At 70.2% G+C, this 12,685-nt stretch carries 14 protein-coding genes; 9 read left to right on the forward strand and 5 right to left on the reverse strand.

Annotation, left to right across the window (positions count from 1 at the left end; genetic code table 11):
- The first annotated feature begins 101 nt into the window (after positions 1-101).
- Together ACZ6SD_RS27805 and ACZ6SD_RS27810 are read left to right on the forward strand one after the other, a co-directional pair.
- Positions 102-290 carry a DUF397 domain-containing protein gene (locus ACZ6SD_RS27805; RefSeq protein ID WP_465319958.1) on the forward strand — a complete coding sequence of 63 codons (189 nt, stop codon included), beginning with the start codon at positions 102-104 and terminating at the stop codon, positions 288-290.
- Positions 287-1,471 carry a M20 metallopeptidase family protein gene (locus ACZ6SD_RS27810; protein WP_465319959.1) on the forward strand — a complete coding sequence of 395 codons (1,185 nt, stop codon included), beginning with the start codon at positions 287-289 and terminating at the stop codon, positions 1,469-1,471. The genes ACZ6SD_RS27805 and ACZ6SD_RS27810 overlap by 4 nt, the downstream gene beginning before the upstream one ends.
- 184 nt (positions 1,472-1,655) lie before the next feature.
- Here ACZ6SD_RS27810 and ACZ6SD_RS27815 read toward each other — a convergent pair whose 3' ends face one another.
- Positions 1,656-2,564, reverse strand: a complete 909-nt coding sequence (locus tag ACZ6SD_RS27815) for an alpha/beta fold hydrolase (protein WP_465319960.1) — start codon at positions 2,562-2,564, stop codon at positions 1,656-1,658.
- A 281-nt stretch (positions 2,565-2,845) separates the two neighbouring features.
- Between ACZ6SD_RS27815 and ACZ6SD_RS27820 the strand changes: the two genes are divergently transcribed.
- The 4 genes from ACZ6SD_RS27820 (at position 2,846) to ACZ6SD_RS27835 (ending at position 6,894) form a co-directional block, all read left to right on the forward strand.
- A complete protein-coding gene (locus ACZ6SD_RS27820) occupies positions 2,846-4,111 on the forward strand; it encodes a PucR family transcriptional regulator (protein WP_465319961.1) in 1,266 nt (421 codons plus the stop codon).
- An 82-nt stretch (positions 4,112-4,193) separates the two neighbouring features.
- Entirely contained in the window at positions 4,194-4,505 is a 312-nt protein-coding gene (locus ACZ6SD_RS27825) for a hypothetical protein (protein WP_465319962.1), read from the forward strand.
- Positions 4,506-5,026: 521 nt separating this feature from the next.
- Positions 5,027-5,950, forward strand: coding sequence for a carbohydrate kinase family protein (locus tag ACZ6SD_RS27830; RefSeq protein WP_465319963.1), 924 nt, complete (start codon positions 5,027-5,029; stop codon positions 5,948-5,950).
- A gap of 143 nt (positions 5,951-6,093) precedes the next feature.
- Entirely contained in the window at positions 6,094-6,894 is an 801-nt protein-coding gene (locus tag ACZ6SD_RS27835) for an SAM-dependent methyltransferase (RefSeq protein WP_465319964.1), read from the forward strand.
- Between the two features lie 659 nt (positions 6,895-7,553).
- On the opposite strand, the gene ACZ6SD_RS27840 is transcribed toward ACZ6SD_RS27835, so the two are convergent.
- Entirely contained in the window at positions 7,554-7,988 is a 435-nt protein-coding gene (locus ACZ6SD_RS27840) for a nuclear transport factor 2 family protein (RefSeq protein ID WP_465319965.1), read from the reverse strand.
- Between the two features lie 440 nt (positions 7,989-8,428).
- Positions 8,429-9,190 (reverse strand): EI24 domain-containing protein, encoded by a 762-nt coding sequence (locus tag ACZ6SD_RS27845; RefSeq protein WP_465319966.1) that lies wholly within the window; start codon positions 9,188-9,190, stop codon positions 8,429-8,431.
- 124 nt (positions 9,191-9,314) lie between these two features.
- Between ACZ6SD_RS27845 and ACZ6SD_RS27850 the strand changes: the two genes are divergently transcribed.
- Both ACZ6SD_RS27850 and ACZ6SD_RS27855 read left to right on the forward strand, forming a co-directional pair.
- Positions 9,315-11,174 carry an ABC transporter ATP-binding protein gene (locus ACZ6SD_RS27850; protein WP_465319972.1) on the forward strand — a complete coding sequence of 620 codons (1,860 nt, stop codon included), beginning with the start codon at positions 9,315-9,317 and terminating at the stop codon, positions 11,172-11,174.
- A 239-nt stretch (positions 11,175-11,413) separates the two neighbouring features.
- On the forward strand, positions 11,414-11,704 hold the full coding sequence (locus tag ACZ6SD_RS27855) for a hypothetical protein (protein WP_465319967.1): 291 nt from the start codon (positions 11,414-11,416) through the stop codon (positions 11,702-11,704).
- A 41-nt stretch (positions 11,705-11,745) separates the two neighbouring features.
- Here the strand turns inward: ACZ6SD_RS27855 and ACZ6SD_RS27860 are convergent, their stop codons facing one another.
- A complete protein-coding gene (locus ACZ6SD_RS27860) occupies positions 11,746-12,039 on the reverse strand; it encodes a hypothetical protein (RefSeq protein WP_465319968.1) in 294 nt (97 codons plus the stop codon).
- Between the two features lie 195 nt (positions 12,040-12,234).
- On the opposite strand from ACZ6SD_RS27860, the gene ACZ6SD_RS27865 reads away from it, so the two are divergent.
- On the forward strand, positions 12,235-12,519 hold the full coding sequence (locus ACZ6SD_RS27865) for a hypothetical protein (protein WP_465319969.1): 285 nt from the start codon (positions 12,235-12,237) through the stop codon (positions 12,517-12,519).
- On the opposite strand, the gene ACZ6SD_RS27870 is transcribed toward ACZ6SD_RS27865, so the two are convergent.
- The coding region (locus ACZ6SD_RS27870) for a hypothetical protein (protein WP_465319970.1) at positions 12,494-12,685 on the reverse strand (192 nt) is incomplete at its 5' end. The two genes, ACZ6SD_RS27865 and ACZ6SD_RS27870, sit on opposite strands and share 26 nt — an antisense overlap.

Raw genomic sequence — 12,685 nt, forward strand, 5'->3', positions numbered from 1 at the left:
CGCGAGGAGACGGGCTTCTGCATCCGCACCCGTTCGGTCACTGGCGCCGCCGCGCCCCGCCGGGGATCATCACCGGAAGTGGCCGAACAACGGAGGCTCTGATGAAGAGTGTCGATGTGTCCCGTGCGGTCTGGCGGAAGAGTTCGCGCAGCAGTGGCAACGGCGAGTGCGTCGAGGTCGCTTACCTTGGCGAACACCAAGTCGTGACGCGCGACAGCAAGCAGGGCGGCACGGAAGCGGTCCTGGTGTTCGGGGCCGAGCGGTGGGCGGCGTTCGTGCGCGGGCTGTGACCGCCGGGTCAGTGCGCGCCGACGCCGCCGCGCTCGCCGACGACCTGGTCCGCCTGCGCAGGCGGCTGCACGCCGAACCGGAGATCGGCCTCGACCTGCCGCGCACCCAGGAGAAAGTCCTCGCCGCCCTCGACGGCCTGCCCCTGGAGATCACCACCGGCGAGGCGCTGACGTCGGTGACCGCCGTCCTGCGCGGCGGCCGACCCGGGCCGGTGGTGCTGCTGCGCGGCGACATGGACGCCCTGCCCATCACCGAGCGCACCGGCCTCCCGTACGCGTCCCAAGTGGACGGCGCGATGCACGCCTGCGGCCACGACCTGCACACCGCCATGCTCGTCGGCGCCGCCCGCCTGCTCGCCGCCCGGCGCGACACCCTGGCCGGTGACGTCGTCTTCATGTTCCAGCCCGGCGAAGAGGGCTGGGACGGCGCCGCGGCCATGATCGCCGAGGGCGTGCTAGACGCGGCGGGCCGCCGCCCGGCCGCCGCGTACGCGCTGCACGTGTTCACCGCAGCCGCCCCGCACGGCGTGTTCGCCGCCCGCGCGGGCACGACCATGGCCGCGTCGGACGGGATCGACGTCACCGTGGTCGGCGCGGGCGGTCACGGCGCCCGCCCGCACCGCGCCCAAGACCCGATCCCCGTGGCCTGCGAACTCGTCACCGCCCTGCAAACCCTGGTGACCCGCCAGTCCGACGTCTTCGACCCCGTGGTCCTGACCGTGGGCTCGTTCCACGCGGGGACCCGGCGCAACGTCATCCCCGACACGGCCCGCTTCGAGGCGACCCTGCGCACGTTCTCCCCGGAAGCCAAGGCGCGCGTCAAAGACGCCGTCCTCACCCTGGCCAACAGCCTCCCGGCAGCCCACGGCCTCCGCGCCGAGGTGACCTACCTCGACGGATACCCCATGACGGTCAACGACCCCGCCGAAACAGCTTTCGTCGCCACCACCGTCACCGACGTCCTGGGCGAACACCGCTACCAGGAACTCCCCGACCCACTCCCCGGCGGCGAAGACTTCTCCCGCGTCCTGCGCGAAGTCCCCGGCGCTTTCATCCTGCTCGGCGCGGGCGACGGCACAACCGACAACCACTCACCCTTGGCCGTCTTCGACGACGCCGTCCTGCCAGACGGCGCCGCCATCCTCGCCGAACTGGCTCTCCGCCGCTGCGCCACGCCCTAAGTGTCCTCATGCGACAGACGGCTGTCGCTTTCCCGAACGCTGTTCCGGCGACGCCGCTCGGGTGACCGCCTCGTCACGGCGACGAATCGTCCTTTTGCGACGGATGGCTGTCGCTTTCCGGTGAACGCCGTTCCGGCGACGCCGCTCGGGTGACCGCCTCGTCACGCGTGGCGACGAACCCTCCTTACGCGACGGTCAGCCGCTCGGCGAGCCGGTCGATGTCGATCCGGGCGCCCTCGGTCGTGTCCAGGAAGTCCCACAGCACGTCGGCGAACCAGTCCGGCCGCGCCACGTGCGGGAAGTGGCCCACCCCGTCGAGCACCACGAGCTTCGCCCCCGGGATCGACTCGGCCGCGTCCTTGCCGTGCTTGACCGGGATGATCCGGTCGCGGCTGCCCCACACCAGCAGCGAGGGCACCTCTTCGGCCAGATACAGCCGGTCGCTGGCGCTGGCGCGCTGGCGCAGCAGCCCCACCGACGCCCGCACCGTCCGCACGAACGACTCCCGCGCCGCCCGGTCGGCCAGCGTCGCGAAGTGCGCCACGACCTCCAGCGCCTCCACGCGCTTGTTCCTGGTCAGGCCCGCCAGCGCCCGCGCCACCGAGACCGTCGCCCGGTTCGCGATCAGCGGCAGCGCCAGCGAGGTCCCCGGCAGGTTGGCCGCCCGGATCGCCGCGGTGACCTCCGGGCCGAGGCCGCCGCTGTCGACCAGCACGAGCCGCCCGCACATGTGCGGGAACTGGTAAGAGAACTGGAGCGCGACCCCGCCGCCGAGCGAGTGCCCCACGAGCGTGGTGTGCTTGTGTCCCAGCAGGACGACCAGGTCGCGCACGGTGTTGGCGTAAGAGCCGATCGAGTAGTCGCCGTTGGGCGGCTCGGAGCGGCCGTGTCCAGGCAGGTCGATGGCGATGACCTCGCGGTCCGCGCCCCGCCGTTCCAGCTCGGCCAGGAACGGCTGCCACGTGGCGTTGGTGCCCGCGAGCCCGTGCAACAGCACCACCGGGTCGGTGTCCGCGCCCGGGTCGGCCGGGGTGTAGTGCAGGAAGCCGACCCGGCGACCGTGCAGGGTCGCTTCGCGCGTCGAAATGCCCATGGGCCGACCTTTCCCTCTGCTTTTCCACGATCATATAACGACCGCCCGGTCTTTACCTGGGTCGTCCGGAATTGTGCGTTTCCGAACAGGTTCCGGCGGCGGCCTTGAGGTCATTCGACAAGATGTCGCGCCGGGCCGCCGTCGAGTTGGGAAAATATCTCGGGTTTGCGGGCGGGTGTCGGCGCTGATTGACAGTCCGCGACCAGGGTCTTTACTGTTTCGGGGAGCACAATTCGCGCCGTGCCAGCGGGGAGTGCCGTTACGGGCGGATGGAGGTCGAGATGGCGGTGACACACCTGGGTGGCCCGGCGCGCGACGGCGGTCACGACGCGCCGCTGCCGACCCCGGGGGTCACGGCGCTGCCCATCTGGGCCTCGGTCGTGCCCGAACTGGCCGAGCGGGTGCGCCCGCTGGCCGGGACGCTGGTCCAGGACGCTGTGGAGGCGATCCAGGAGGCGGTCCCGGCGTACCGGCAGCCGCTGGAGGGCAAGTTCCGCGAGGTGCTGGTCGGCAGCGTGCAGGCCGCCATCATGCAGTGTTTCGAGTTCATCGCCGACCCGTCCGCGCCGCGCGAGGACTGGCTCGCCATGTTCCGCTACGCGGGCCGCGTCGAGTTCGCCGAGGGCCGCACCATGGACGCGCTGCAGACCGCCGTCCGCGTCGGCGCCCGCGCGGTGTGGCGGCACGTCAGCCAGGCGGGCCAGGAGCTGGGCATCCCCGCCGACACCCTGCTGACCGTCGCCGAGGCGATCTTCGCCTATGTGGACGACATGTGCGTGGTCGCCGTCTCCGGCTACACCGAGGCCCAGGCGCAGGCCACCGGCTCTTATGAGCGCCGCCGCAGGCAGTTGCTCAAGCTGATCCTCTCCGACCCGCCCGCCACCAGCCAGTCCCTGGCCGACTTGGCCGCCGCGGCCGACTGGCCGCTGCCCGCCGAGATCGCCGTGGTCGTCTTGGAGTACCGCGCCGACCAGCACCACCTGCCGGTCCCGTCGCTGGGCAAGGACGTCCTGATCGACTTGGAGAGCGGCGACCCGTGCCTGGTCCTGCCCGACCCGGCCAACCAGGTTCCCGCCCTGGAGGCGGAACTCGACGGCAGGCTGGCCGCCGTCGGCCCGACCGTGCCCCTCACCGACGCGCACCGCTCGCAGAAGCTGGCCCGCCAGGCGCTGTCCTTGGTCCACCGCGGCGTCCTGCCGGAGGTGGCCGTCACCCACTGCGCCCGCAACCTCTCCACCCTCCTGATGTTCGCCGACGAGTCCCTGGTCTCCCACGTAGCCCAGCCCATCCGCGAGGCGTTCGCCGGCCTGACCGACAAGCAACGCGACCGCGTGGCGGGCACCCTCCGCACCTGGCTCCACACCCGCGGCGACATCAACGAGACCGCCTCCCGCCTGGCCGTCCACCCCCAAACGGTCCGCTACCGCATGAACCAGATAGAAGAACTCCTCGGCGACCGCCTCAACGACCCCGAGCAGCGCTTCCTCATGGAAATCACCATGCACGCCTGGCAACTCCCCGACGAGCCCGAACCCGAACAGATGTGACGCGGCGGCATTCGGTTTTCCCTTTCCCCATCCCGGCGAACCCGTTTCACGCTCCCGGTTGTCGGAGGCATAGGGCATCCTGATGAACGTGCCCCAGGACCCGTTGCTGACCGGTTTGACCTCGGTGTCCCGCCAGGAGTCAACCCGCTTCACCGACCGCAACCTCCGCGTCCGCCGCTCCCCAGTAGTCCACGCCGTCCGCATGACCCCATGGGTCGCGGGCCTCTCCCTCCCCGCCCCCGCCTGCGGCCAGGGCTGGTCCGGCGCGGGCGCGGGCGAACTGCACGCGGTCGCCGAGCCCGTGAACTGCGCGCACTGCCTGTCCTCAGCCTCAGCCAGAGCGGCAGCGGCCAACGCGGACGGCGCGGCCCAGCTCCCCCTCCCGTTCCCCTGACCTACCTGGCCGCGTCCGGCTGCTTGTCAAGCGTGCGTGGCTGAAGTGTCGTGGTGGGTTCGGTGCGGGGGAGTGCGTGCGGTGGCCAAGCTGGTGAACCGCGGGCACTGCTTGTCCGCGGTTTCGGCGAGAGCGGCGGCGTCCAATGCGGATGGCGCGGCTCAGCTTCCTCTCCCGTTCCCTGGCTGATCTCCCGTGGGCGCGGTTCGGCCGCGGGGCGAGTAGGGCTGGGACTTGTGGTGTGACCTCGTGGTTTGGGGTTGCTCGCGCCCGTGCGGTTCGGCGCGGGGGAGCGCGCGCGGTGGCCAAGGCGGTCAATCGCGGCCGCTGCCATCGTCGGCCGGAGCGTCGGCGTGGCTGTGGTTCGGCGTGTTGCCGAGTTGCCTGGTCGCCCGGTTTCCCGCTGCTAGGTTTCCAACGAGTAGGTGTCGAGCGGGTGTCGGTGTCGCTCGGGTGTTGTGGTTCCCGCGCCGCGCTGTGGCAGGCTGGCTCGGGACTGACGGGCGGCCGGGGAGCGTCGGATGATCATGGTTGTCGGCGAGGCCCTCACCGATCTCATCGCGGGCGGTGACGACGGCCGGGTGTTCACCGCCCATCCCGGCGGTAGCCCCGCCAATGTGGCGCTCGGCCTCGCCCGGCTTGGCCTGCCCGCCGTCCTGGGCACCCGTCTGGGTGATGACCTGTTCGGGCGGATGATCCGCGACCACCTGGCCGCGTCCGGCGTCGAGGTGCGCGACCTGCCCTCGGACACCGCCGACACCAGCGTCGCCTTCGCCGCCACCGACGAGCACGGCGTCGCCCGCTACGACTTCCGGATCGCCTGGGACATCCGCGCGGCCCCCGCCCTGACCGGCGCCCGTTGCCTGCACACGGGGTCGCTGGCCACAGCGCTCGCGCCCGGCGCCGCCGTGGTCGAAGCGGCCATGGTGGAGGCCCGCGCGGCCGGTCTGGCGGTCTCGTTCGACCCGAATGTCCGGCCGTCGCTGGCGGGCCCGGTCGAGCGGGAACGCGAGCGGATCGAGCGGCAGGTCGGCTTGGCGCACGTGGTGAAAGTGAGCGAAGAGGACCTGGCCTGGCTCTATCCGGGCGACGCGCCCGCCGAGCGCGCCGCCGCGTGGCTGGACCTCGGCCCGGATCTCGTCGTCGTCACTCTCGGTGCACACGGCGCGCATGCCGTCACCGCCGCCGCGGTCGCGACCCGCCCCGGTCCGCCGGTGGCGGTCGTGGACACGGTCGGGGCGGGTGACGCGTTCACCGCCGGTTTGCTGTGCTGGCTTTCCCGCGCGGGCGTGCTCGCCGGCGATTTCCCGCGCGACCTCGGTGTGGAGGCGTTGGAGGCCGCGCTGGGCTTCGCGAACGCGGTCGCCGCGATCACCTGTTCGAGACCTGGCGCAAACCCGCCAACCGTCCCCGAACTGGGTGAACTCGGCGGGCTCCTGCCTTAGCGCCGTCCGGGTACGCCTTGCGGCGGGGCCTGTACAGCGAGGCCACCCCATGTCCTACTCTGTTCACTGTCCGTCGCCATCCGTCGTTTGTGGAGCCGCGCATGCACCGTGCCGACCGGTCCTGCTGGGATGAGGTCCCCCAGGTGACTGCGCTCGACTTCGACACTCCCAATCAGGCACGCCTGATCGACGCTTTCCTCGACGGCCGGGACAACTACCCGGCGGACCGGGAAGTGGTCGAGCGCGTGGAGCGGTTCGCCCCTGGGATCAAGCAGTTGGTCAAGGACCACCGGGCGTGGGTCGGCCGGGTGCTGCGGATGCTGGCCGTCCAGCGCCACATGGACCAGTTCCTCGACTTGGGCTCCGGCCTGCCCACCAACGACAACACTCACCAGATCGTCCAGCGCCACCGCCCCACCGCCAAGGTCGTCTACGTCGACACCGACCCGGTGGTCCTGGCCCACGGCCGCGCCGTGCTGGAGGAGAACGACCAGACCCACATAGTCGACATCGATTTCACCGACCCCGCCCGCGCGGTGGCGGACCCGGAGATCAGCAGGCGCATCGACTTCACCCGCCCGGTCACGGTGATGATGACCGGAATCATCCACCACGTCCTAGACGACGCCCAGGCCCTCGCCACCGTCCGCGGCTGGCTCGACGCCGTTCCCTCGGGCTCGTACCTGATGCTCAGCCACCAACTGGACCCCGCCGACGGCGGCGAACGCAGCGCTTTGGTCCGCGATTTGGAGGCGGCTTTCGCAGGCACCAAGGTAGCCTTGGTCCACCGAGAACTCGCCACCGTGGAAAGCTATTTCGACGGCCTGGAAATGGTCCCCCCTGGCTTGGTCCACCTCCACGAATGGTGGCCGGACGGCCCCCGAATGGCCCCCCTACGCCCAGTCCACTGGACAGCCCTGGGCGGCGTGGCCCGCAAACCCTGACCCTTTCTCAATTTCCGGGCGTCGCACCACGGTAACCACCACCTGGTTTCCAGCGGTTTCGCGCCATTACCACCCACCACTCCCGACATAGAGCCTGCGGACCCCGCCCGCCCTGTGCCCCGCAGTCGAGCCCCACGTCCCGCCCGCTGTTTCCCTTGGCCATCGCCAACCCCCACAACCACCTGCGCCCGGCGGCGACACCTCCACCAAACCCAGCCGACATCACCGCAGCGAAGTCCGGTTCCGCCACCACCCCCACCAGCGGCGGAGCCGCAGCCGCCCCCACGGACAGCGCCTTCGCTGTTCGCCGTGGTTGCGGAGTCGCCCGCCTTGTAGGCGGTGCGTTCGCTGTTGCCGTGGCTGCGGAGCCGTCTGCCTTGCAGGCAGGGCCTTTGCTGTTCGCCGTGGTTGCGAAGTCGCCTGCCTTGTGGGCGGTGCGTTCGCTGTTCACCGTCGCTCCGGAGCCGGAGCCGGAGCCGGAGCCGCCTACCTGCGGACAGTGCCTTCGCTCGTCACCGTGCCTCCGGAGCCGCCAGGCGCCTCCCGCCCCCACCGTGCCTCCGATGCCGCCACCGGAAACACCAGCCCCACCCTGCCCCCTCGCCCAAGCCCACTGGCGCGGACGCGCATCCGACCGGACTCGGCTCGGAACGGTGCGGCTACAGGCCGAGCCCACGCCGCAGGGCGAACCCGTCGACGTAGGTGTCTTTCCGGGTGAACAGACCGCCATCAGGGCAATGCAGCACGTCGACCGCCGCGACCCGCATCGGCTCCCCGGTGGGCACACCCACCTCCGCGCCCACCGGAAACGGCTGCGCCAGCGTCGCGGTGATGTCGTACTCCAGGATGACCAGGCTGTCCCGAAGGTGCGCCCGGCGAAGATCAGCGTGGTAGTCGGGCAAAGCGGCGAAGAAGAACCCGAACAACTCCCGCAGCGCGTCGGCCCCCCGCACCTCCGCGAACCCCTCGACATGCAGGTGGAAAACCATGTCCGAGGACTGCAATTCGAGAATCGCGTCAATGTCGTGCGCGTTCCACGCCGCGCCATAGGCCGCCGCACGGTCGGTGATCGCTCGCAGGGTGGGGCTGGTCATGTCGCCTCCTGAGGTCGCCGTGCCCCGAGTGAACCAGCCCGGTGATCACCACAACACCGCCGTTCAGCCTGCCCCGGTGGCATCAACCGCCCCCCAAGCACAGTGCCCGTTCACCGCCGCCTGAAGAACACTGGGCCAACGGGACGCCAAGACCGCCCTTCGGCTTGCCTCCAGGGCGGTGGGCGAGCAGCACCACCCGCCCTCGCCGCCGCACAGCCAACCCACGTCGCCACCGGCATCAGGCGCGGCGGACTCCCGGTGCGGATCGACCGGTGCGGACAAGGGTGCGGACCGCCGTCACCGCCGGGAAGGCCATCGATGCCGTCGATGGGTCAGAGGCAGCCGCCGTTCAGTGCGCCTCTGGTCTTGGCCGTCGGTGCGCGGCCATCGGCGCCGGGAGGACGACCAGGGCCGCCGATGGAGTCGGACATGGCCGCCGTTCAGCGCGCCTCCGCCGGGATTAATCGGTGTGCGAGCAGGGTTCCGCCCGCCATGGCCGCGGGGAAGACGACGAGTGCCGCCAACGGGATCAGGCATAAGAGGTAGACCGGGACCGCGAACCCTAAGGTCATCGACCGGTTCCGCCGCAGCGTCCTCCGCCGCTCGCCGATGCCCTTGCCGCGGCGGACGAACGGGATCGCCGTCATCTCGATCGCCAGGAGCCAGGCGCCGACGCATACGGCCAGCACGGGGACCACTGTCTGGCCCGCCACGGGGATGAAGCCTGCCAGGAACAGCGGAATCGCCCACGCCACCGCGAGCAGCACCAGTGCCAGCGCGTCCCGTAAACCGATCCACGCCGCCCGGCCCCACCCGACCTGCCGCGCCTGGGGGACGCCGCCGAGAACCTTGTCCTCCACTTCCTCCGCGATGCTCTCGTAGAACGGCCCGCCGATGATCAAAGTCAGCGCGGTGAACAGCACCATCGACACCGCGACCGCGCCGACGACCACCGAGACCCCGAGCGCGATCCGCAGCAGGTTCTGCCAGGTCGGCGACCAGTCGTCGGCGAACGGGGTGGCCCAGGTGACCACATCGTCCGCGGTGAGCGCGAGCGTGGTCAGCGCGGCGAACAGCACCACGCTGGTCACCAGCGCGGGCAGCGCGCCGCGCGCCAGCAGGCCGCGGTCGCCCAAGACGAGCCGGAACCCGCGCAGCAGCAGGCCGCAGCCGACGCCGAAGTCACGGAGAGGTTTGATCACGGGTCGGAGTGTAGGGGGAGGGTCCGACAGTTTCGGTTCGCGATGCCTTGACCTCCACAATGGTGGAAGTCCTACCGTGGTCCGGACACCGCTACAGCACGGAGGTTCCAGGGTGGACATGCAGATGACGGCGTGGCATTCGCTCTACAGTTCCATGCACGCCCACGAGGACCGGCGGGCGTTCTCCCGCGCCACCCTCAGCCGGATCTGGGAGTTCGCCCGCCCGCACAAGGCCATGCTGGTCCGGTTCCTGATCCTGAGTGTCGTGCTGTCCGCGCTGGCCGTGGCCACCCCGGTGCTTGCCGGACGCGTGGTGGACGCGATCGTCAACCGCAGCGCGCCCAGTGTCGTGATCGTCCTCGCGGGTGTGATCGCGGTCGTGGCCGTGCTGGAGGCCGGGCTGGGCCTAGTTGGACGGTGGCTCTCGGCGAGCATCGGCGAGGGCCTGATCCTCGACCTGCGCACCCGGGTGTTCGACCACGTCCAGCGGATGCCGATCGCGTTCTTCACGCGCACGCGAACCGGCGCGCTGGTAAGCAGACTCAATAACGATGTCATCGGGGCGCAGCGCGCGTTCAGCGACACTCTTTCCGGAGTGGTCGGCAACCTGGTCACCCTGGCGTTGACGCTGGTGGTCATGGTCGGCATCTCCTGGCAGATCACGCTGCTGGCGCTGGTGCTGCTGCCGGTCTTCGTGCTCCCAGCCCGCCGGATGGGCAACCGGTTGGCCAGGATGGAACGCGAAGCCGCCGACCACGACGCGGCGATGAGCACCCAGATGACCGAGCGCTTCTCCGCGCCCGGCGCCACCCTGGTCAAACTGTTCGGCCGCCCCGCGGACGAGTCCCGCGAGTTCCGCGCCCGCGCGTCCCGCGTCCGCGACATCGGCGTGCGGACCGCCATGGTGCAGTGGGTGTTCGTGACCGCGCTGACCCTGGTCTCCGCGCTAGCCCTCGCCCTGGTCTACGGCCTCGGCGGCTACTTCGCGATCACCGGCAGCCTCGACCCCGGCGCGGTGGTGTCCCTCGCCCTGCTGCTCACCCGCCTCTACGCGCCCCTCACCGCGCTCGCCAGCGCCCGGGTAGAGGTGATGACCGCGTTGGTCAGCTTCGAGCGCGTCTTCGAGATCCTGAACCTGCGCCCGCTGATCACCGACGCCCCCGACGCGCGTCCCGTCCCCGACGGCCCGGTGTCGGTGGAGTTCGACAAGGTGCGGTTCGCGTACCCGTCGGCGGACAAGGTGTCGCTGGCGTCGCTGGAGGAGGTCGCGGTCCTCGACACCCGGGGCGGCGTCGAGGTGCTGCACGAGGTGTCCTTCCGCGCGGAACCCGGCCAGATGGTGGCGCTGGTCGGATCGTCGGGAGCGGGCAAGTCGACCATCGCGCAACTGGCCCCCCGGCTCTACGACGTCGACTCCGGCGCGATCCGGTTGTCCGGTGTCGACGTCCGCGAGCTTTCCGCCGACTCGATCCGCGACACCCTCGGCATGGTCACCCAGGACGGACACCTGTTCCACGAGTCGATCCGCGCGAATCTGCTGCTCGCTCAACCTTCCGCGTCGGAAGATGAACTGTGGGATGTTTTGCGCCGGGCCCGGCTGGCTGATTTGGTGCGCTCGCTGCCGGACGGTCTGGACACCATTGTCGGTGAGCGCGGCTATCGGTTGTCCGGCGGCGAACGTCAGCGGTTGACTATCGCGCGGCTGTTGTTGGCGCGGCCGCGGGTGGTGATTCTGGACGAGGCCACGGCGCATTTGGACTCGACATCAGAGGCGGCGGTTCAGGAGGCGCTGGGGGAGGCGTTGGCTGGGCGGACGGCGTTGGTGATCGCTCACCGGCTGTCGACGGTTCGGGCGGCGGATTTGATTTTGGTGGTTGAGGCGGGGCGGGTTGTGGAGCGGGGGACGCACGAGGAGCTGCTTGCGGCTGGGGGGCGGTATACGGAGCTGTATCGGACGCAGTTTGCTGAGGCTGCTGCTGCTTGACGCTTGGGGTTGCTCGATGGGGTGGAGTGGTTTCTTTGGGGCCCCTACGAAGGAAGATCCCGTCGTGGGAAAGACGGGTGGGGAGCCTTCGGCCCCACGACCACGGCGAGTTTAGGGATCTTCCTTCACCCCCAGTGAAACCACTCCACCCCATCGAGCACTGGGCTGGCGTAGGCGCGGCCTGGTCGGGGGGCGGGTTCACTGCTTGGTTTACCCCATCGAGCACCTGGCAGGGTGAGGTGCGGCTTTGTGGGGGTCTTGTTCGCTGCTCGTTCCGCTACCAGGCGACTGTCCTCGTCGCTGCCATCAACATGCGGGCGCGGCACGAGCAGGCCCTCGTCTCCGCCATCGCCTCAGACCCCGAGGCGCCCGCGTCCGCCACCGCCTGTCGTGCGCTCGCCCGCTTCACCCTGGACGCCTACTCCCTGGCCCGGGGCGCTGAGAACCCGCTGGCCGCGGTGGCGGAAATCTTCGATCTCATCGAGCCCGGCTTCGCGCCCGCGGCGGGCCGACAGTCGGCGAAGAAGTAGCCGCTCCTCCGCACTCCCGGGCTGCGATGTCGACACACGGCCTAGTGGTCGTCGTAATGGTCGCCGTGGAGGGCGTGGCGGTGGCCGTCGTGGAGGTAGTCGAGGTGGTCGCCGTGTTGGACGGCGGGGTGGCCGCAGTTCTCGCCGTGTTGGTGGTCGTGGGCGGGGTGGGGGGTGTGCTCGGTGGGCTCGCACTCGTCGTAGTGGCCGTTGTGGGGGCGGTGCAGGTGGCCGTCGTGGGCGTAGTCGACGTGGTCGCCGTGTTGGATGGCCAGGTGGCCGCAGTCGTCGCTGTGGGTGTGGTCGTGGTTGGTGTGCTCCAAGTGGGTGGTCATACCTAACGGTCTCTCCCCTTCCGGGCTAGCCGCCACTTGAGCGAATCGATTCAGCCGGTCGTGGGATGGGTGGGGCCCAGTCGGGTGAACCGTCACCCGACTGGGCCCTGTTGGGTAGTGATGAGTCCGAAGAGGACGGAGGGTTTGTTACGTTGCGGCAACCGGAACACCACATTGACAGGAGATTATGTGTCAATGTCCAACCCTGCTGCCGATCGGTTGACCACCGCCTCTGGACTTCGCGCGATCGTGGACGCCGTGCTGGCGGTCCTCGGTGACGAGCATCCGGCCATCGCGCCGCCGATTGTGGAGTCGGTCGTCTACCAGGCGGCGGCCGAGTTGGCGGGCCGGTCGCACCCGCCCGCCGAGTTCCCCAGACTGCTGCGCCGCCGTGCCCACGCCCGGCTGCTCGCCATGCAGGGCACCCTTACTCCGATCCAGGCCACCGGCGCCCTCAGTCCTCGGTTGGGGCGTTTTTAAGCCCGTCGGTGATGAGGTTCATGACGGTGGTGTCGGCGAGGGTGGTGGTGTCGCCGATTTCGCGGTTTTCTGCGACGTCGCGGAGGAGTCGGCGCATGATTTTGCCGCTGCGGGTTTTGGGGAGTTCGTTGACGATGAGGATTTGTCGTGGTTTGGCGATGGGTCC

Source organism: Actinokineospora sp. NPDC051303 (genome assembly GCF_055586285.1).